17 protein-coding genes and 4 pseudogenes are annotated in these 20,083 nt (G+C 70.6%); 10 read left to right on the forward strand and 11 right to left on the reverse strand.

Annotation, left to right across the window (positions count from 1 at the left end; translation table 11 throughout):
• The 3 genes from JNW87_RS03645 to JNW87_RS41300 all read right to left on the reverse strand — a co-directional run bounded on the left by JNW87_RS03645 (position 1) and on the right by JNW87_RS41300 (position 2,451).
• Complete coding sequence (locus JNW87_RS03645) at positions 1–738, reverse strand: nucleotidyltransferase domain-containing protein (protein WP_236648421.1); 738 nt, start codon at positions 736–738, stop codon at positions 1–3.
• A gap of 89 nt (positions 739–827) precedes the next feature.
• Entirely contained in the window at positions 828–2,228 is a 1,401-nt protein-coding gene (locus tag JNW87_RS03650; RefSeq protein WP_309233895.1) for a transposase, read from the reverse strand.
• On the reverse strand, positions 2,146–2,451 hold the full coding sequence (locus JNW87_RS41300; RefSeq protein WP_375373457.1) for a patatin-like phospholipase family protein: 306 nt from the start codon (positions 2,449–2,451) through the stop codon (positions 2,146–2,148). The genes JNW87_RS03650 and JNW87_RS41300 overlap by 83 nt, the downstream gene beginning before the upstream one ends.
• 78 nt (positions 2,452–2,529) lie before the next feature.
• Between JNW87_RS41300 and JNW87_RS03660 the strand changes: the two are divergent.
• Positions 2,530–3,257 (forward strand): annotated as a pseudogene (locus JNW87_RS03660) (SDR family oxidoreductase).
• A 48-nt stretch (positions 3,258–3,305) separates the two neighbouring features.
• Here JNW87_RS03660 and JNW87_RS39230 read toward each other — a convergent pair.
• The 3 genes and pseudogenes from JNW87_RS39230 to JNW87_RS03675 form a co-directional block, all read right to left on the reverse strand.
• The gene (locus JNW87_RS39230; protein WP_255420269.1) at positions 3,306–3,428 is read right to left on the reverse strand and encodes a hypothetical protein; all 123 of its coding nucleotides are present in this window, start codon (positions 3,426–3,428) and stop codon (positions 3,306–3,308) included.
• Positions 3,425–4,844 (reverse strand): annotated as a pseudogene (locus JNW87_RS03665) (OFA family MFS transporter). The gene JNW87_RS39230 and the pseudogene JNW87_RS03665 overlap by 4 nt, the downstream one beginning before the upstream one ends.
• Positions 4,845–5,442: 598 nt before the next feature.
• Complete coding sequence (locus JNW87_RS03675) at positions 5,443–6,048, reverse strand: hypothetical protein (protein ID WP_238453007.1); 606 nt, start codon at positions 6,046–6,048, stop codon at positions 5,443–5,445.
• A 349-nt stretch (positions 6,049–6,397) separates the two neighbouring features.
• Between JNW87_RS03675 and JNW87_RS03680 the strand changes: the two genes are divergently transcribed.
• The 5 genes and pseudogenes from JNW87_RS03680 to JNW87_RS03700 form a co-directional block, all read left to right on the forward strand.
• Positions 6,398–6,601, forward strand: coding sequence for a response regulator transcription factor (locus JNW87_RS03680; RefSeq protein ID WP_375373458.1), 204 nt, complete (start codon positions 6,398–6,400; stop codon positions 6,599–6,601).
• A complete protein-coding gene (locus tag JNW87_RS03685) occupies positions 6,598–7,095 on the forward strand; it encodes a hypothetical protein (RefSeq protein WP_238453008.1) in 498 nt (165 codons plus the stop codon). Before JNW87_RS03680 ends, JNW87_RS03685 begins: the two co-directional genes overlap by 4 nt.
• A 353-nt stretch (positions 7,096–7,448) precedes the next feature.
• On the forward strand, positions 7,449–9,062 hold the full coding sequence (locus JNW87_RS03690; RefSeq protein ID WP_238453009.1) for an FAD-binding oxidoreductase: 1,614 nt from the start codon (positions 7,449–7,451) through the stop codon (positions 9,060–9,062).
• 458 nt (positions 9,063–9,520) lie between these two features.
• On the forward strand, positions 9,521–11,371 hold the full coding sequence (locus JNW87_RS03695; RefSeq protein WP_238453010.1) for a glycoside hydrolase family 15 protein: 1,851 nt from the start codon (positions 9,521–9,523) through the stop codon (positions 11,369–11,371).
• A pseudogene (locus JNW87_RS03700) lies at positions 11,368–11,926 on the forward strand (SDR family NAD(P)-dependent oxidoreductase); the annotation flags it as partial. The gene JNW87_RS03695 and the pseudogene JNW87_RS03700, both read left to right, overlap by 4 nt.
• A gap of 419 nt (positions 11,927–12,345) precedes the next feature.
• Here JNW87_RS03700 and JNW87_RS03705 read toward each other — a convergent pair.
• From JNW87_RS03705 to JNW87_RS03725, 5 genes and pseudogenes are all read right to left on the reverse strand, one after another.
• Positions 12,346–12,621: pseudogene (locus JNW87_RS03705) on the reverse strand (ISAzo13 family transposase); the annotation flags it as partial.
• Between the two features lie 29 nt (positions 12,622–12,650).
• Positions 12,651–13,475, reverse strand: coding sequence for a hypothetical protein (locus tag JNW87_RS03710; RefSeq protein WP_238453011.1), 825 nt, complete (start codon positions 13,473–13,475; stop codon positions 12,651–12,653).
• On the reverse strand, positions 13,423–14,373 hold the full coding sequence (efeU, locus tag JNW87_RS03715; RefSeq protein WP_238453012.1) for an iron uptake transporter permease EfeU: 951 nt from the start codon (positions 14,371–14,373) through the stop codon (positions 13,423–13,425). The genes JNW87_RS03710 and efeU overlap by 53 nt, the downstream gene beginning before the upstream one ends.
• 412 nt (positions 14,374–14,785) lie before the next feature.
• The gene (locus JNW87_RS03720; RefSeq protein WP_238453013.1) at positions 14,786–15,520 is read right to left on the reverse strand and encodes a class I SAM-dependent methyltransferase; all 735 of its coding nucleotides are present in this window, start codon (positions 15,518–15,520) and stop codon (positions 14,786–14,788) included.
• A gap of 137 nt (positions 15,521–15,657) precedes the next feature.
• Positions 15,658–15,921, reverse strand: coding sequence for a transposase (locus JNW87_RS03725; RefSeq protein ID WP_238453014.1), 264 nt, complete (start codon positions 15,919–15,921; stop codon positions 15,658–15,660).
• Positions 15,922–15,952: 31 nt separating this feature from the next.
• Between JNW87_RS03725 and JNW87_RS03730 the strand changes: the two genes are divergently transcribed.
• The 4 genes from JNW87_RS03730 to JNW87_RS03745 all read left to right on the forward strand — a co-directional run bounded on the left by JNW87_RS03730 (position 15,953) and on the right by JNW87_RS03745 (position 20,078).
• Positions 15,953–16,171, forward strand: a complete 219-nt coding sequence (locus tag JNW87_RS03730) for a hypothetical protein (protein ID WP_238453015.1) — start codon at positions 15,953–15,955, stop codon at positions 16,169–16,171.
• Positions 16,172–16,349: 178 nt separating this feature from the next.
• Complete coding sequence (locus JNW87_RS03735) at positions 16,350–17,378, forward strand: tyrosine-type recombinase/integrase (protein WP_109805859.1); 1,029 nt, start codon at positions 16,350–16,352, stop codon at positions 17,376–17,378.
• Positions 17,379–17,542: 164 nt separating this feature from the next.
• Positions 17,543–18,484 (forward strand): helix-turn-helix transcriptional regulator, encoded by a 942-nt coding sequence (locus JNW87_RS03740; RefSeq protein WP_161558019.1) that lies wholly within the window; start codon positions 17,543–17,545, stop codon positions 18,482–18,484.
• A 589-nt stretch (positions 18,485–19,073) separates the two neighbouring features.
• Positions 19,074–20,078, forward strand: coding sequence for a tyrosine-type recombinase/integrase (locus JNW87_RS03745; protein ID WP_238453016.1), 1,005 nt, complete (start codon positions 19,074–19,076; stop codon positions 20,076–20,078).
• Positions 20,079–20,083: the final 5 nt, after the last annotated feature.

Consider the following 20,083-nt stretch of genomic DNA (forward strand, 5'->3'; position numbering starts at 1 on the left):
TCAGGCGTCGAGGAGGTCGTCGACCGTGCCGTCGACGGGGCGGCCACGGGCCGCCAACTCCTCGGCCTGGCGGGCCAGCACCGCGCCGATCTCGGTCATGTCCGCCCCGGCCAGCCCGGTACGCCGGACCGCGTCCCCCGGGTCACGGAAGTAGGTGCGGCTGAGCAGCCCGTTCACCGTGGCCGCCGCCAGCCGCGCCTCGCCGAGCATCAGCAGCGCCTGGTCCGTCTCGTACCACTCGGCGAGCCGGGCGGCGCGGGCGTGCGCGGCGCTGCCCCGGTACCACGCCTGCCGGGCGGCGGTGCTGAACTCGGCCGGCCGGGCCCGGGCCAGCCGGGCCAGGTGCTCGTCGCGCAGGGCGCGCAGCCACCCGGTCGGGTCGTGCAGCGCCCGGGTGGTGACGTACCGGTCGGCGGTCAGCGGCCAGAGCGCGGAGATCGTGCGGGCCTGCCGCAGGTAGTCGTCGGCCCCGGCGACGGTCAGGTCGACCAGCACCCCGTCCACCCGGCGGGTGGCCGGGGCCGGACCGTTGCCCGGCCGGTACGTGGCCAGCAGCAGCCCGACCTCGCCGTCCCCGCCGCCGTCGTCGTCGCCGTGGGCCAGCGGGCCGTGCACCGCGACGGCGAGGATGTCCGCCGGGAACCGGCGCAGCGCCGCGGCGCTCACCCGCTCGGCGACCCGCCACCGTGGATCGTCCAGCTGCGGGTCGGTCCCCAGCTCCACGTCGCTGGTGTCCACCGGTCACCTCCGTCCACGCCGGGACCACCGGCCCGGGGCGTCGCCGTCCGGCGGTGCCCGCTTCGCGCCGGCCGTCCGCCGTTCCCACCCTAGTGCGGTGTCCACTGACGTTCACCGGGTTTGCGGTGGGTGTTGTGGATCCTCGCCTTGGGGGCGAGCGACTCCCCACCACCTGTGGGTGGGGCGGGCCTCCGCGGGCCAACTGATCCTCGCGCCGCCCGGGGTGGGCGGCGGGGGTCACGTCGGGACCGGCCGGCACCCGGGAGGTGTCGGCCGGCTCGACGGTGCGTGACCACCTCCGGCAGCACAACCGCTGCCGGGGTGGTGGGTCCGCCGCCCGGAACACGGGTGGCGATGCTGGCGGCCGCGACGAGGTCGCGGTGGCCGGAGAATGCGCAGTGCGGGCAGGACAGGGTCCGTCCGCGGGGTTTCGGTATCCGCCGTCGGCAGGCGGGGCAGGTCGACGAGGTGCCGCGTTCGTCGACCAGGTGGACGGTGATGCCGGCGAGGGTGGCTTTGTCGGTGAGGACTTGGAGGAGCCGGCCGATCTGCCACTGCCGCAGCCGCAGGTTGTGCCGCCGCCCCGCAGCAAGGTCGAGCACCCCGCGGGGGTCGCCGACGTGCAGCACACCGACCCGCTGTTCCACCGCCCACGAGACGACGGTGCGGGCGGCCTCGTGCTGGGCCTGACGGACCCGGCGCCGGTGCCGGCCCTCCACCAGGCGGGCCCGGCGCCGGTACTTGCGCCACCGCCGGGATCCCTTCTGACCCGGTTTCGGCGTCCGCCGGGCCACGGCGCGGCGGCGGGCTTTCGTGTCGGCGAGGTGCATGCGGTGTTCGGCGCGGATCGCCCGCCCTGACACCAGCAACCCCTCCCCGCGGGGGCCGGCCACCGCGTACGGGTGGATGATCCCGAGGTCCACCCCGGCCACCCGGCCGGGGTCCGGTTGTTCACCGGGCGGGTAGACCGCCACCGGCACCTCGGCGGTCACGTCGAGGAACAGCCGGCCACCCTCACACAGCAGCGTGACCGACCGGACCTGCTCGACCGGATACGGCACCTCCCGCGCCAGACGCACCCACAACGGCGACGTGCCTCTGGCGGTCGGGACTCGCACCCGCCGGCCGTCGAGGGTGAACGTGCCGTGATACCAGCGCACCGGCACCAACCCCCGCCGGCGACGCGGGAACCGCGCCGACACGTCACCGGCCTGGCGGCGCTTCGCCGCCGCGAACCACGCATCCGAGAACCGGCGCAACACCGACCGGGCACCCGTGGTGTCCAGGTCTCCGAAGGTGCCCGGCCCCGACCCGGACAGCTCCCGACACAACCGCTGATAGCCCACCAGCGGCGCGCCGCCGCGGCGGCGCCGCCACGCGTTGACCTCCAACACACACGCCCACACATCACCGGCCGACCGCAGCAACCCGAAACACCGCCGCCGCTGCCCCGGCGTCACCCGCACAGCAACCCGGGCGGTGCGATGCACGACCCGCGGCAAGGCCGGATCCCGACGGCAACTGCGCCGCGTACAACTCCTCCAGCGGCACCCCGGAACACACCTGTGCCCCCACCACCGACCCCGCCGACGTGCCCACCACCAGGTCCGCCCCGGCCAACTCCAGCCCACGCTGCGCCAACCCGGCCAGCAGCCCCAACTCCCAGGCCACCCCGGTCACCCCGCCACCGCCCAGCACCAACGCCCGCGTCATGTGTGATCGTCCTCTCCACCACCGCACCGTGCCGGTCACGGTAACGTCACCCGCACCACGAGGGCAGGGGAGAGGGCATTGGCGTCCGTCACCATCGTCACCGGCGGCAGCCGCGGCATCGGCGCGGCCACCGCCCGCCGCCTCGCCGCGGCCGGCCACGACATCGCCATCGGCTACCGCCGCGACCACACCGCCGCGAAAGCCGTCCTGGACGACATCCACGCCGCCGGCCGCCGCGGCCTCGTCGTCGCCGCCGACACCACCGACCCCGACCAGGTCCAGCGCCTCTTCGACACCGCCGCCGACCTCGGACCCGTCACCGGCCTGGTCAACAACGCCGGCATCACCAGCCCGATCGGCCCCTTCACCGAGCTGCGCCCGGACGACCTGCGCCAGGTCGTCGACGTCAACCTCATCGGGTACGTCCTCTGCGCCCAACAGGCCGCCCGCCGGATGACCCACGGCGCGCCATCGTCAACGTCTCCTCCGCCGCCGCCACCCTCGGCAGCCCCGGCGAATACATCCACTACGCCGCCGTCAAGGCCGCCACCGACACCCTTACCCTCGGCCTGGCCAAGGAGCTCGCCCCGCACGGCATCCGCGTCAACGCCGTCGCACCCGGCATCATCCGCACCGACATCCACGCCCTGTCCGGCGTACCCGACCGGCCCGACAGCGCCGCCGGACGCATCCCGCTGGGGCGCGCCGGCGAACCCGACGAGGTCGCCGCCGCCATCACCTGGCTCCTCGGCCCCGACGCCTCCTACACCACCGGCGCCGTCCTGCGGGTCGCCGGCGGCCTGTGACGCGGACGGCCCGGGGGAGCACCCCGGGCGTCCACACCACCGCCACAGCTAGCTCGTGAACAGCTTCGCCGCCGTGATCACCGTCTGCACCACCCCGTAACCGAGCAGCACCGACACCACCAACCAGGAGATCCACAACCGGACCCGCTGCCCGTGACCGACCTCGTTCATCGCGTGCCGCTCCTCTCCGCCGCCACCGGCTGCGTACCCTCATCCCCGCCGTGGCCCGACGCGGGCTCGTGGAACCGCTCCGGCACCGGCCGGATCAACAGGTTGGCGATGAACCCCACCGCCAGCACCCCGACCATCGTGAACAGCGCCGGCCGGTACGCCGCCGCGGTCAACGTCCCCGGCTTGCCCTGCGCGTCGAGGAACGCGTTGACGATCAGCGGCCCGGCCACCCCCGCCGCCGACCATGCCGTCAACAGCCGCCCGTGGATCGCCCCCACCTCGAACGTGCCGAACAGGTCCCGCAGGTACGCCGGCACCGTGGCGAATCCACCGCCGTAGAACGACAGGATCACGCACGCCAACAGCACGAACAACGCCGTCGCCGCGTGCCCGACCACCGCCAGCAGCACGTACAACACCATGCCCACGCCCAGATACACCAGGTAGATCGGCCTACGCCCGATCAGATCCGACGTCGACGACCACACGAACCGGCCGGCCATGTTGAACAGCGACAGCAAGCCCACGAAGCCACCCGCCGCCGCCACCGAGACCGCCGACGTCCCGTTGTCCCGGAAGAAGTCCTGGATCATCGGGCTGGCCTGCTCCAGGATCCCGATGCCCGCGGTCACGTTGCAGAACAGCACCACCCACAGCAGCCAGAACGACCGCGTCCTCACGGCGTTCGCCGCCGACACGTTCGCCGTGGTCACCAGCGGCTTCGCCGCCACCTGCGCCGGATCGAAACCCGCCGGCCGCCAGTCGGGCGCCGGCACCCGCACGTTGAACACCCCGAACATCATGATCAGGAAGTAGCCGACGCCCAACGTCACGAACAACCACACCAGCGCGCCGCCCGACGCCGTCGAACCCGCGTTCGCCGGGTCGTAGCCCGGGTCGTAGAACGACAGCAGCTGACGAGACAGGGGAGAGGCCACCATCGCCCCACCACCGAACCCCATGATCGCCAGACCGGTCGCCAGACCCGGCCGGTCCGGGAACCACTTGATCAACGTGGAGACGGGGGAGATGTAGCCGATCCCGAGACCGATGCCACCGAGCAACCCGTACCCCAGGTACAGCAGCCACAACTGCTTCGTCGCGATGCCCAGCGCGCCGACCCCGAAGCCGGCCGCCCAGAAGCACGCCGAGACGAACATCGCCTTACGCGGCCCGTTCGCCTCCACTCACGTGCCCGCCACCGCGGCCGACAACCCCAGCATCACGATCGCGATGCTGAAGATCACCCCGATCGCCGTCTGACTCGCGTCGAAGTGCGCGATCAAAGAGTTCTTGTACACGCTGGTCGCGTAGACTGCCCGATGCAGAGATGAATCGCCAACGCCGCCGGTGGAATCAGCCAACGGCTGTACCCCGGCGCGCGACGGTGTGCCGACGATCGAGTGCGGAAAGCATGCTGCTTCCTCTCCGAAGATGGCGAGAACCCTCCCCGTTTCATGCCCCCACCGCACGCCGCGGCGAAACCCGCCACGCGCCCGACGGTCGAAACCCTGAGCCGAACGGTCACCCGCCTCGCGCCCGACTCACCCCACGTCGCCCCGCCGTCACGCCACGGAAGCGCCCGCCCCGGACCCGCCAACCGACGCGGCCCGTACTTCGCGTCGAACAACGCGAACACCCGCGCCCGCTGCGCGTCCCCGTCCACCCGCGCCAACCGGAACCGGGTACCCGACCAGCCGTCCACCGCCAACGGCCGCGACAACTGCACCTCCAACGGCCCCGTCCCGTGATCGGTCAACTGGTCCACGATCGGCGAACCGTCGATGCACCACCCGTCGACCAACGCCACGAAGTGCACCTCGCAGGAGCGCAACACCACCCCGTCGTACCGCAACGCCATCGGCAGGCACACGTACTCCGCCAACCGCCGGGTGCTCGGATGCCGCCACAACTCGTCGAAGCGGCTCTCCACGAACTCACCCAACGGGCTGCCCATGAACACCTCCAGGTGCGGCGCCGCCGACGCGCGCACCCCTGACCGGGAAGAACGAGATCAGCGCCTTGTCATCCCACTGGAACATGTGCCCGTCGGCGAGGCGTCGTAGATCCGCACGTGGAAGCGGGCCCGCGTCTCCGCGTCCAGGGACTCGGCGAACTCGTTGAGCCGGCGCAGGTTGTCCACGATCACCTCGCGTACGTTCACCGGCCGGATCTCCTCCGCCCGCTGCGAGGCCGCCGCGGAATCCGGATCCAGCAGCAGCACCCGCACCAGGACCCCGTTGCCCAGCGCCGTCCGCAGGGCCCGCAGGAACCGGTCCCGCCCGGAGCCCTCCAGCAGATGACTGCCCGTATCCATGATCGACACCAGCGAGGAGGCGGCCGCCACGTGTGCGCTGAACTCCTCGTCGTCGAACCGCGGATGCTCCTCCACCCGCGACCGGCGCAACTCCTCGAACAGCGGATCCACGATCGCGTACGAGAACGCCACGATGACGATGCTCGCCCCGATGTTGAGCAGCAGCTCCGGGTTGTAGCCGGTGACCGCCCGACCCCAGGCCAGCAGCGCCGCAGACAACGCCAGCAGGCCGAGGAAACCGGCCGCGCGACGGGCGCGCCACCGCAGGCGCCGACGGAGAACCCCCGCGATGCGTCTGCCCACGCGTCCTCCCCACTGACGCAGGTAGGTCGATGATGCCCACCACAGTGGACCGATGCAACGGATGCTGCGAGCTGGCCTGCCGCGGCGCCCGCAACCGCCGGCAGGCGCAGTGCGGTTCTGGGGCTCGTGGCGGCCCCCCACGCCGGACACGGGCTGCTCGGCATGCGCGAGCGGGTCGCCACCCTCAACGGCGAGCTGTGGACCGGCCCCGCCGGGGCGGCGGCTTCCTGGTCGACGCGGTGCTGCCCCTCCCCGAGGAGGTACCGTCGACGGCGCCGGTCGCGGCCGGGCCCGACGGTCACCGGCGCACCCGAACCCTTGTCGGACCGAGCGAAACCATGGTGGACCGATGAGCGAGCGCACCGAGCGAATCATCAGGCTCAGCGCGTTGGTGCCTCATGTCGCCGAGCGGCTCGTGGTCAGCGACGAAACCGTGAAGACGCACGTGAGCCGACTACTGGGCAAGCTCGGCCTGCGGGACCGGACGCAGGCGGTCGTCGTCGCCTACGAGACCGGGCCGATCGTCCCGCGCGGCAACCAGGGGGGACCGTGAACGACGACGCGCTCGCCGCCTCGCTGACGGCGCACCTGGACCGCCTCACGTTCGTGGACCGGCCGACCGACGAGGTCACCGCGCTGCTCGTCGACGCGGTCGCCGCGTGGGGGGAGGCCCAGGGCTTCCGGGTGTACCGGCGCGCCACGAGTGTGGTCCCGCTGCCCGCCCCGTACCAGGACCGGCACTCGGTCGTCGACGTCGCCTGCGCTCGTCCCGTCGGCCGTCCCGTCGTGATCGAGGTGGACCGCACCGACCGTCGGCGTACCGTGGAGAAGCTGCTCGCCGAGGCCGACGCCGGCCGGGTCGCGCTCTGGGTGCGCTGGGGGCCGGGACCGTTCACCGCACCGCCCCCGCCGATCCGCCTCGTCACCTGCGAGGTGGCCGTGCGCAACCACCGGCACTCGCGACTGCCGGCCCGCCCCGCGCCGCAGCACTCCGCGCCGGCCGGCGCCGCCGCCGAGCCGGTCGAGCTGCCGCTCACCCCAGACTGAGCTTCATGCCCTCGTGGCCGGCGACGAACCCGAGCGGATCGCGCGGGTCGGCGGTGATGCCGGCGATTGCCCTCTGCGCTCCCACCACTCGGCTCGATTCCGGGCACCCGGCAGTCCGCTGGACCGCCCACAACAGAGCGTCACCGCACCCTGTCCGGATGCAGTAACCGTGCCGTCCGGCCAGTGGTCCGCCGCCGAAAGGGTGAAGCGGCAGGGCCTAGGCTGGGCGGCAGAGTGACCCACAACGCGGTGGGCCGAGGGGAGTGGCCCTAGTCGCGATCGCCGCAGGTCCAGCGGCCTCGCAAAGCGGACGGCACCCGGATCTACCCGGCGTTCAGATAGGTGGTGCGGCAGTGCGCGGCAAGACGCGATCGTGGTGGGGATGGGGAAACGTCGAGGACGCGGTGGCCGGCCCGGAGCGGCAGGAACTCAGCCGGCGCACTGCGGAGATGCTCCCGGGCGCGGACTTGACCGTGCACGAAGCGCCGCCGGTCGAGTCGTTCGGAGTGGGCGCCAGCCGGGTCCAGGCGCCGCAGGCTCTGGCGCCGCTGGCCTCGCAGGACGTCCGCGACCGGCTGGCGCACAGCCACGGGCAGGCGTTCCGCGACGTGGTGCGGGCGCTGCTGGGGAAGCTGTCCGACGTTCCCGACCTCGTCGTGCGCCCGACCTCGGAGGCCGACGTCGTCCACGTGCTGGACTGGTGCACCGATGCGAACATCGCGGTCATCCCGTTCGGGGGCGGCTCTTCGGTGGTGGGAGGCGTCGAGCCCCGTGTGGGCGGCGGGTACTCCGGAGTGGTCAGCTTGGACCTGACCTCGATGAACCACGTCCTTGAGGTCGACTCCACCAGCCGGGCCGCGCTCGTCCAGGCAGGGGTTCTGGGCCCGCATCTGGAGGAGCAGCTCAGGCCGCAGGGGTACACACTTCGGTTCTTCCCCCAGTCCTTCGAGTTCTCCAGCCTCGGCGGTTGGCTGGCCACTCGGGCCGGTGGCCACTTCGCGACGCAGCTCACCCACATCGACGACCTCACCGAGTCGCTGCGGGTGGTCACCCCCGCCGGCGTCATCGAGACCCGCCGGCTTCCGGGCTCGGGCGCCGGTCCCTCCCCGGACCGGTTGTTCCTCGGCTCCGAGGGATCGCTCGGTGTCATCACCCAAGCCTGGGTCCGGCTTCAGGACCGACCCCGCTGGCGGGCCGGCGCCTCGGTGGGTTTCGCGGACTACGACGCGGGCGTTCAGGCGGTGCGCGCGCTGTCCCAGTCCGGGCTCCACCCGGCCAACTGCCGGCTCCTGGATCCGATGGAGGCACTGATCAACGCGGGCTCCTCGACCTCTGTCCTGGTGCTCGGCTTCGAATCCGCCGATCACCCCGTCACCGCCTGGATGGAACGGGCGCTGGAGCTGTGCCGTGACCACGGCGGAGTCCTGCCCGAGCCGCCGCGTCACACCGACACCGCCGACCAGGCCGCGCGCAGCGGAGCCGCCGATACCTGGCGCTCCTCGTTCGTGCGGATGCCGTACCGGCGGGACGCGCTTGCGGCTCAGGGCATGATTGTGGAGACCTTCGAGACGGCCTGCACGTGGGACCGGTTCGACTCTCTACGCGCGGCCGTCAACGCCGCAGCCGAGGACGCCATGCACCAGGTCGGCGCCACAGGAGTCGTGACCTGCCGCTTCTCCCACGTCTACCCCGACGGCCCCGCACCGTATTTCGGGATCTACGCCGCTGGTGGGTGGGGCAAGACGGTGGAGCAGTGGGACGAGATCAAGGCGGCGGTCTCCGAGGCGCTGATCGCGGGCGGAGCCACCATCACCCACCATCACGCGGTGGGCCGTGATCACCGGCCGTGGTACGACCAGCAGCGCCCCGACCTGTTCGCCTCCGCGCTCCAGGCCGGCAAGGCGGCACTCGACCCGGCGGGGATCCTCAACCCCGGCGTGGTGATCGATCCCCTGCGCAACCGGTGAGGACACTGTCGGTGCGCGCGGTCACCGGCAGCAGCGACCGAGTTCAGCAGAACCTCCGGTGCAGCAGGTCCGGACCCTCGGGCGCCCGCGTCCCGGTCGGGGAGAAGGATCTGCCCACCGCCGCCTTGAGCGCGTCGTACGCCGCGTTGCCGATCCGGGATGGATGGGAAGGGACAGCTGTCCGTTCCCATCCATCCCGGGCCACCTGGACCCGGTTTGACCTGAGATGCCCAAGATAGCGAGGAGAGCCGAAGGCTGTGGCTTCTCACTATCGTGGGCCATCGCGCTGTTTGTCTTCTGATCGTGGTGGGCGTGGTGCCGTCACCGAAGGAGACATCGCAAGCGAGACAACGCTGGGTCACCGCCAGGCAGTCACAGGACGAGCATTACCGGCGGCCCGGCCAAGAGCCAGGAGCCGGCTGCGGAATGCCACCCCGTCCGGCCGGGTAGACACCCGCGTGGACAGCGGACCGATCGGTGACCACGGTTTCCTCGCGGACGGTCGCACCGCGGTCCTGGTGGACCGGGCCGGCTCGGTGAACTGGTGGTGCCCACTACGCTTCGACGGGCCCTCCGTTTTCGGGCGGTTGCTCGACGACGACGCCGGGCACTGGTCGATCCAGCCGGAGGAGCACTTCACCTCCGAACGGTCCTACCTGGACGACACGCTCGTGCTGCGTACCGTCTTCACCACCCGCCAGGGCAGCGTGGCGGTGACCGACGCCCTCGCGCTGGAGCCCGGCGCACGAGGCCACGACATCGGCCTGCGCTCACCGCGGGTGCTGGGCCGCGTGGTCGAGGGGCTCTCCGGCGAGGTGCCGGTGCGCCTGGACTACCGGCCACGGTTCGAGTACGGGCGGGTGACCGCCTACCTGACGGGGCAGGAGGGCGTGGTCCACGCGACCGCCGGCGGCTGCCGGCTGAGCCTGCGCGCCGACGTCCCGCTGGAGTGCAGGCACGGTGACGCCACCGCGACCTTCACCGTCCGGGCCGGCCAAACCTACCGCTTCACCCTCGGCCACGCGCCGACCTACGATGCCGACCCGCCCGCGTTGCCCGACGCCGACCGGGTGGTGGCCGACGCCGTCGCCGGCTGGCGCTCCTGGGCCGACCTGCATGCGGACCAGTACCGCGGCCTTTTCCGCGACGAGGTGCGGCACAGCGCCCTCATCCTGCAGGGAATGACCTACCGACCCAGCAGCGCGATCGTCGCGGCGGCCACCACCTCGCTGCCCGAGGAACCGGGTGAGGACCGCAACTACGACTACCGCTACGTCTGGGTGCGCGACTTCAGCCTCACCCTCCAGGCCCTCTGGCGGGCGGCCTGCCCGGACGAGGCCAACCGGCAGTTCGCCTGGGTGGCCCGGGCGATGGGGCGCATCGGTGACGAACCGGTGCCCATCATGTACGGGGTGCAGGGGGAGCGGGACCTCACCGAGCACCCCCTCGACCACCTCGCCGGGTACGCCGACAGCCGGCCGGTTTTCGTCGGCAACGACGCCTGGAGGCAGCGGCAGTCCGACGTGCTCGGCGAGATCCTCGACGCGGCCTGGCTGATGCGCCACTACCTCGACCCGATGATGCCCGACGTGCGCCAACTACTGCGGGACCTCGCCGACCAGGCGGTGCGCAACTGGCAGCGGCCGGACGCCGGCATGTGGGAGGCCCGCGACGCCGAACGGCACTACGTCTCGTCCAAGGTGCAGTGCTGGACGGCGCTGGACCGGGCCGTCCGCTTCGGCCCGCGGCTCGGCGACCAGACCGACGTGGCCCGCTGGGCCGCCGCCCGGGACGAGATCCGCGAGGCCGTACTGACCCAGGGCTGGCACGAGCGGCTCGGCGCGTACACCGGGGCCTTCGGTTCCGACAAGCTGGACGCCTCGGTGCTGCTCATGCCGCTGGTCGGCTTCCTGCCGGCCGACGACCCGCGGATGCGCTCCACGGTGCGCGTGATCGAACGCGAGCTGTCCCACGACGGGCTGCTGCGCCGCTGGGACGGCGACCCGGCCGGCTTCGTCATCTGCTCGTTCTGGCTGGTCAGCTGCCTGGCGCTGGCCGGTGAGGTGGACCGGGCCCACCACATGTTCGGGCGGCTCGCCGCCCGGGCCAATGATCTGGGGCTCTTCGCCGAGCAGATCGACCAAGCCACCGGGGAGCAGCTCGGCAACTTCCCGCAGGCCTTCTCGCACATCGGGCTGATCAATACCGCCGGCAGGCTCACCGAGGCCGCCGAACGGCGCGCCGCCGCGGGCCAGCCGCGACATCCCGTGCCGGCCGGTACGGAACGGACGGAAGGGGCACGCTCATGACTGGACGGCTCGAGGGGAAGACCGCCCTGATCACCGGTTCGGACTCGGGGATCGGGCAGGCCACCGCGATCGAGTTCGGCCGGGAGGGCGCCGACGTGGTGGTGCATTACCTGCACGACCATGCCGGCGCGAACCACACGAAGGCCAAGGTGCAGGAGGCCGGCGGGCGGGCCGTGGTGGTGCAGGGCGACATCAGCGTCGAGCACCAGGTCGAGGCGAATGTTCGACGAGGCGCTGGCCGAGTTCGGCACGCTGGACATCCTGATGAACGACGCCGGGGTGGACGCCTCCGGCATCCCGGTCGCCGACCTGGACACCGAGACCTGGGACCGGGCCATCCGGATCAACGTCTACGGCACGTTCTTCTGCTCCCGCCGGTTCGTCCGGCATCGTCGCGACCAGGGCGGGCGCGGAAAGATCATCAACATCACCTCCATCCACCAGGAGGTCGCCCGGGCCGGCGGCGCGGACTACGACACCAGCAAGGGCGCCATGCTGGAGTTCGCCAAGAGCCTCGCCCTGGAGGTGGCCCCGATGCGCATGAACGTCAACAACCGACGCTCCCGCGCCAGTGTTCGCCGACGCGTGGAAGGTCGCCCGAGGCGAGTGATCCTGTGAGGGGGATGGCCGAGGACGCGCCGGGCAGCCCCTCACAGCTTCCAGCAACGGCGCAAGCGGGCCCGGCAGTGCCGAAAAGTGCACGGCGGTGGGGCCTATCCGAGGTCGGTACGCCAGGCGTCGTTCGCGGTCAGATACTCGAGGCCGATATCCTCCTGGGCGAGTCGGGTACCTCCGGTGAGGTGAGCCTGGGCTGCGGGCCGCAGGTGCGGTGGAAGCCACTCGGTATGGTGCGCGGCTTTGGCTTCGCTGACTTTCGGCTGCCCGGGTGCGGCCTCGCGTGCGTGAGCAGGGCCTGGTACAGCCCGTCGGCGGGGCGAATCGGTGGCAGGCCCTCGGCGTGAGCGACGGCCGCAGCGTTGCTCGGGATCGACTTCGGACAGACGTTTCCGGCCGCCGCCGGGCCGGCGGACCCGACCCAACGGCGCCGCACCCGAGTCCAGCTCATCGACGCCCAACGACACGGTGGCCTCCCGGACCCCGGCCGCCCGAGCCACCGCACGGATCCCGCCGTGACCCAACGCCCGGGCCTCAGCACCCATCAACAACCGACGCTGTCGCTCATCCAGATGCGGGAACACCGCTTTGAACTTCGCCGCCAACACTCCGCCGACTTCCGCCATGACGCCCATACCACAGCAACGAACAGCATCTTGGGAAGCTACGGGTTATTTCTCTGCAATCCCTTAGTGAGAATCCTTGAAGAGTCATGATCCGGTACGCGGTCTCGTTGCTGACCATGCAGCAACGACTCGGGGGGCGCCCCGCAGGACACCCCCCGAGTCGTTAGGCGCGCCTTGCTACTCGCGATGATCAACGCGGTGGCCGTCTTCATGCCCACGCCACGCCCAACGCCGAAGCCAAGTGACGTTGGAGTATTAGGAGACGGTGAGCTTCTTCTCCACCTCGGTGCGCCCGCACCCTCGACCTTGAGTTTCCACTCGCCGGCGGTAGCAAGCGGGATGATGGTTTCGGCGGTTGCGCTGGGCTGGGCCTCGATCTCGGCGACGACCGCGCCCGACGGGTCGATGATCTCCAACGCTCGGGGCGCGGGCGCGGCGTTTTTCAGTTTGAACTCGATCTTCTCGCCGGCCCTGGCGGTGAGCCCGGTCGCGCCCTCGACGCCGGAGCCGGTCGCCTCGATTTCGATCTCCCGGTCGTAGACGCCCTCGGCTGCGGCCGGAGTCGACGGGGATTGTCCGGCGCCGCTGACGGTGATCGGGGTCCGGATGCCGTTGCCGGTCTGGCCGGGCTTGCAGGCGATCTCGTAGCGGCCGCTGGCGAACGTGACGGACAGGTCGCGGGTCAGCCCGGGGCCGATGTTCTCCACCTCGGCGACGACTTTGGTGAAGGCGTCACCCTGCTGGCCGTACACATAGACCTCGGTGGTCTGGCTGCCCTTGTTGTTGACCGTGAACGTGACCGTACCGGGATCAAAGCTGGTCCGGGCGACGTCGCAGGCGCTGTCGGTCGCGGTGATCGCCACTCCGCCCTTGGGGGCGGTGGCTTCGTCTCCGCAGGCGGTGAGGGCTGCCAGGCCGCAGGCGGCGACGGCGATGAGGGCGGTGCGGCGGTTCATGGGCTCTCCGGTGTGCGGGGCGGAAGAACAGGACCATCACTGGGACGACGTACGCGAGCCAGGCGGTCACCTCCACCCAGGTGGAGGCGGGGCTGAAGTTGAACACGCCCTTGAGCAGGGTGCCGTACCAGCTGCCGGGCGGGACCTGGGCCGAGACGTCGAAGGCCAGCGCGTTCAGGCCGGGCAGGATGCCCGCCTCCTGCAGGTCGTGCATTCCGTAGGACAGCACCCCGCCGGCCACCACGATCAGCGCGGCGCCGGTCCAGGTGAAGAATCGGGACAGGTTCAGCGTGACGGCCCGCTTGTACAGCAGCCAACCGAGCACGATGGCGCAGGCGATGCCCAGGGCGGCGCCGGTGAGCGGGGCGGCGGTCTGGCCGGTGGCCTGCACGGCGGTCCAGATGAACAGCGAGGTTTCCAGCCCTTCCCGACCGACGGCGACCGCGGCGGTGAGCACCAGCGCCACGGAGCCCATGGCCAGGGCCGCGTCGACGCGGCCGTGCAGCTCGCTCTTGAGCGATCGGGCAGCCCGTCGCATCCAGAAGATCATCCAGGTGACGAAGCCAACCGCGACGATCGACAGGATGCCGCCGAAGGTTTCCTGCGCCTCGAAGGTCATCTGCGCCGAGGTGAAACTGAGCACCGCGCCGAAAGTCAGGCTGACCAGCACGGCGAGGGCGACGCCCGCCCAGACCAGGCGGAGCCGGTCCCGGTGGCCGCTCTTGACCAGATATGCCACGAGGATGCTCACCACGAGCGTCGCCTCGAGGCCCTCGCGCAACCCGATGAAGAAGTTGCCCAGCATGACCCACCTCAAAAGTTAGGTAAGACTTACCTTGCTGAGGCAAGGCTAAGCTAGCGTGCGCCGGCCGTCAAACGCCCCAACATTTCTGATGTCGGGGCCGTTTGACACCCCTTGGACTCAACTCAGAGCAGGGACCAGCGCGGCGGCGAACGCCAGGCAGAACAGGGCCGCGAAGGAGAGGGTGCGGGCGTTGAACCGGGTTCCCGTAGTCCTGGCGGAAAAATCAACGGATATGACTGACCAGGGCAAACGCGTTTAGCCGATCAGCGTAGATCCGGTACGCCTTGCGGGCGGCGGAGGATGCGCCGCCGGTGTCGAGCGACGGGTCCAATGGACCGGATCGGGTGCCTGTCGTCAAAGGACCATTTGACGACAGCAACGGAGTGCCGTCACGGCAGTTTGTGCCCGGGAGTCAGTGCAGTACCAGCAGATCGAGGACGTCGATCAGCGGGCCGGTTGTGGTCCGCGCGGCGGCGTGGAGGCGTTCGGCACCTCTGGCGTACGCGTCATCACTGATTAGCTGCAGCAGAGTGTGTGCCTCGCGGCGCAACCCGGTGGCGGCCTCCCGTAACGAGGGCGCCGAGATCTGCGCCACCGACTCGAGTCCGGCGGTAGTGAAGCCGGAGGCGGCAAATACGGCCTCGATGGTGGCCACGGTCGGGTAGGTGTCGTTCAGCGCGGTGATTGCTTCTGGCCAGAAGCGGCACAGGGTGATGCCCTCGTGGCGGCCCGGGAACGCCGAACGGATCAGGATCGGGGCGCCTGGTTTCAGGACGCGGCGGATCTCGCGGGCCGCGGCGGGCAGATCGGGGACGTGGTGAATGACGGTGGAGAGCCAGACCGCGTCGATACTCGCGTCGTCGGCCGGGATATCGACGGCGTCGCCGGCGAAAACCGGCGAGACGATGGCGCGCTCACGCATCGCAGCGGACGGTTCGACGGCCAGCACGTCAGTGGCGGGCCACCACGCACGGAAAGCCTGTGACCAGCTTCCGGTGCCGCAGCCGAGGTCGAGCAGGCGCATGCCCGGCTGCGGATCCAGGTACCGGGTGATCGCTTCCCGCCACGCGCCGAGCGCGTCGTTGCCCAGATGACGGGTCGCCTCGAACGCGGCGACGTCGGCTTTGTCGTACGCGATAAGCGCCATGCCCCCGAGCCAACCCGGCGGTGATGCTGCCCCGCAAGAGCGAAGTGGATCACTTCACATCACAGTCTCGCCGGCCCCCGGGATCCCCACCCCGCCCGCTAGTTCAGCTTCTGATTCCACCCGAGCCGCCGTCACGGCTACTCGAAGCCGAACCCCCGCAGCGGGCGCAGGCCGTGCTCGTCGAGTTTGGCCAGTTCCGCCTCCACGTCGACGATGATCGTGCCGAAGAAGTTGACGTTCTCGCTGTGCGCAGGGGAGATGTGCGTCAGCAACTCGTCGGGGATGTCCCGGCCTGCCGCGCGCAGCCGGCCGACGGCCATCGCGTAGTACTCGCTCGTCCAGGTGATCACGGCATTGGTCAGCACCGTCAGGCACCACGCCTGCTCGCTCTGCTGCGTCATCTACGTTGCTCCCGAGCCGCTGCCGTGGGCGGTGGATGAGGATTACCCACCGTTCTGGGCGGTTCAAGCGGAGCTGATCTTCGCCGACGCGTCGGGCTTGCGGTGGACGCGCATTGACAACGACGGCCCACGGCGCTGGATCGACCCAACCAAGCCGCTGTGGTGGGTGCGGGCGTTGTACGAGATGAAGACGCTGCCGCAAAAGGTGCGAGGCCGCCAGCGCGGACGGCAGATAGGTGCTCGAACGTAACGACACAGCGGCCGAGGACGCATGTATGTGTGGATGCAAGGTGCAGCGTCCCGGCGACAGGGGTAGGACGCACCCGATACCCCTCACGCCCCCACGAGGGTAGTTCTGCCCCTGTCGCCCAAGCTGAGCCGGCGTGGCGGACCTCCGATGGATCTCATTCACGATAACGTTCCTTCTCATGAATGAGATCGAGGTCCGGGGGAGACCCCAACCAGTCACGTCTCTCGATCCCGACGAGCAGCTGTCCGAGACGGCGCGGCGACGCATCCACGAGTCGGTGCCCGCCTCGACGCGGCGCGCCTACGCCGGCGACTGGCGGCGGTTCACGCTCTGGTGCACCGACAACCAGCGCTCGCACCTGCCGGCCACCGCGGCGACCCTGGCCGAGTACGTCTCACACCTCGCCGACCAGGGCAAGGCCGCCTCCACCATCGAGCGCGCCATGGCGGCCATCGCCGTCGCCCACAGCAGCGCCGACCTTGCGGCACCGCACACCCGACCTGCCCGCGCGGTGCTGCGCCGCCACCGCGCCGAACTCGCCGACGGTGGCCGCGCAGTGCGCAAGGCCAAAGCGCTGACCGTCACCGCACTACGCGCGATGGTCGACACCCTCGACGTCGCCACCCTGGCCGGGGCGCGCGACCGAGCACTCATTGTGGTCGGCTTCGCCCTCGGCGCCCGCCGCAGCGAACTCGCCGCACTCAACATCGCCGACCTCACGTTCACCGACGACGGACTGCAGGTCACCATCCGACGCTCTAAAACCGACAAGGACTCCCTGGGCCGCGCCACCGCCCTGCCCTACACCTCCCGACCGGCCACCTGCCCGGTCCGCAACATGCAGGCGTGGCTGGACACCCTGGCTACTTTGGGGGAGACGTCCGGACCAGTGTTCCGGCGCATCGACCGGCACGGCAACCTCGGACGGGCGCCGCACGGCCGCGGCGAGGCGAACGGCCGGATCACCGGCCAGGCCGTCGCCATCATCGTCCGCCGCACCGCGCTGCGCGCCGGCCTGGACGCCGCCTCCGCCTTCTCCGGTCACTCCCTGCGCCGCGGGTTCGCCACCGAAACCCACCGGCGGGGCAAGAACCCGCTGCGGATCGCCCGGCACGGCGGATGGAAGGACGGCTCGGCCACCCTGGCCGGCTACATCGAGGATGCTGACCAGTGGGAGGACAACGCCCTGACCGACGTAGGTCTGTGAACGCCAGTCGCAGCCGGCGGAGCCCGGAGTACCTCGCTCGACGAGACGGCGTCGCGACGCTCTACAAGCGCTAGACGCAAGCGCCCACTGAGCGCTAAGTTCGCATGACTACTCGGCGAGTGCTCACAGGAGGTCCCGTGCCCCCGAACCGATCTACCAACCCCGTGCGTGAGCGCCGCGTCGAACTCGGGCTCACCCAACAGGAAGCCGCGAAGCGAGCCGAAGTCTCCATCGCTACCTGGCGCCGTCTCGAGACCACAAACGAGCTGGACGGGTTCAAACCCGACAACGTCAAAGGCTTCGCCCGAGCTCTTCGCCTCGCCATGGCCGAGTTCCGCCAGCTGATGGGATCTGAGCAGGTAGCCAAAGCCGACGCGGCAGCAGATGACCTCGTACGGTTCTTCAACTCTTCGTTCACTGGTGATCCACTGACCGCAGCCGACGCGATGGCCCTCCACAGCACCGTCGCCTTCTCCGATTTCGCACCGATGAAGACTGGGCGGTTCGCCGTCGAGCACACCCTCGGGTGCGGCTTCGCCGCCTTCCTCAAAGGAGAAGCCTCCATCAGGGAGGTGGAGCTCCTGCGTGACCTGCCCGAGCTGGCGCTCACCCAGGTGAACAACCACTGGCTGGTGCGGATGGGCGAACGGATCATGCGAGTTGGCGGTGAGCTGGGCGAAGGCCGGGTTCCCCGCCCCGTTTGCCTCGCTGACGAGTACGCCCTGTCCATCGTCATCTTGAATACCGATCCGCCCAGCGTCGGCGACGTGCTCGACACGTTCCCGGGTCTTAACGACCGTGAGCACCTGCCACCGCGCTACTGGGATGAAGAGGACGGGCAAGAGCTTGTCTGGGACTGGCGTGATCGGATGCTTGGCGCGCTTCTTCCGCCTGACGAGGCTCACGACTACCGGCGACACGATCTTCTGGTCATGGAAGCACACGGGCAGGGCGTGTACGACACCTCCGACCCCCGCCATCCCTTGCGGTGGTTCGACCGAGACGATCTGCGGGAACAGTGCCAGTCTTCCCTCGCCTACGCCAGGCTTTCCGAGCAAGAACAGACTGAACGCCTCAGAGAAGCGATGGGCCGCATCCGCGGCTAGTTCTCGTAATGGACCCGGAGCGCCGCGCGACGCAAACCGCGCAGCGGCGGCTACTCGACCAGCCCGGCGCCGCTACGGCCACACACTGTCGGCCCGGCGTAGCAGAGGGCAGGCTGCCGGCGGTGGCCCAAGTTAAGTGAGAAGGATGAGGAGATGGCCCAAGTTATTGAGAATGGCTCAGGTCAGATGAGAAATGACAGCATACCGGTCGACGATTTCGGCCAGCGTCCGTGGTTCGTTCCGTCAAGGTTCGATAATGTACATTATGTCAAGTAAGGCGGGCAGGGCCCTCCTCCGGAGAGCCGCAGCGCGGCTCACGGCGAGTCCCGTTCGGCCGCCTGGGGCGTCCTGTGGTCTCCGTGGGCAACACTCCGCCTACAGCCCTGATGCGCGTCAAAGCACGCCGGCGCCGCCCAGGCCCGAGGCCGCGGATCTACCGCGCATGACACAGCGCAGACCTGCGCCGCACACCTGCGAAGTTCTCGGTGACGACCTCTGCGGGCCGACCGACCGCTTGCCGGCTGTGCGTCGACGCCGCTCCCCTCTCCCGGGATAGCCGGGAACCCGAAAATCCTGCATAATATCCCTTATGCATGACAAACAGGACGAATCGGTAGGGCGTCTGATCGAGGAGTTCCTGACCGCGCGGGCCACCCGCAAGCCCTCCCCGCACACCCTCGCGGCCTACCGGCGGGACCTGCGTAGCGTCGCCGCGCTGGTGGGCGACGACAGCACCCCTCCCCTCCCCCTCGACCGGCTCATGATCGACGCCCTCTCCCCCCGGATCATGCGGGTCGCGTTCGCCCGGTTCGCCGCCCCCCGCGCCGCCGCCTCGGTGCACCGGGCCTGGTCGACGTGGAACAGCTTCTTCACCTTCCTGGTCGCCGAGGGGGTCGTACCGGGAAATCCCATGCCGGCGGTGGGACGGCCCCGCGCCCCGCTCCCCCAGCCCAAGCCGCTGCGCGGCGAGGACACCCCGGAGGAGCTGCTCGCCGCGGTGGCCCGCGAGGACGGTCGGCAGCGCGACCCGTGGCCGGAGCGGGACGTGGCGGTGCTGGCGCTGGCGCTCTGCGCCGGGCTGCGCCTGTCCGAACTGCTGGCGCTGCGGGTGGCGTCGGTGGCCGGGCGGCCCGGGGAACGCCGGGTCAACGTGGCGGGCAAGGGCGGTCGTCCCCGGGTGATGCCGATCGAGGACGACCTGGACCGGGTGCTGGCGGACTATCTGGACAGTCGCGCCCGCCGGTTCGGTGCGCGCAGCGTACGGCCGGATTCCGCGCTGCTGGTGGATCGGCGGGGCGAGCCGCTGCGCCGGGGTGGGTTGCAGTATCTGGTGGAGTCCTGTTACCGGCGGGCCGGGATCGGCGACCGGGTGCCGCACGGGGCGCGGCTGCACGCGCTGCGGCACACGTTCGCGACCCGGCTGGCGGAGGACGGGGCGAGCGCGGCGGAGATCATGCGGCTGCTGGGGCACGCGTCGCTGGCGTCGTCGCAGACCTACATCGAGGTGACGGCGGGTCAGCAGCGGGCGGCGGTGCGGTCGAACCGTACGAACCGGGCGTTGGCGGGTCTGGGGTGGGGGCGAGCTGTCGGGTGAGGAGC

Source organism: Micromonospora sp. ATA51 (assembly GCF_016802855.1).
Classification (GTDB): Bacteria; Actinomycetota; Actinomycetes; order Mycobacteriales; family Micromonosporaceae; genus Micromonospora; species Micromonospora sicca.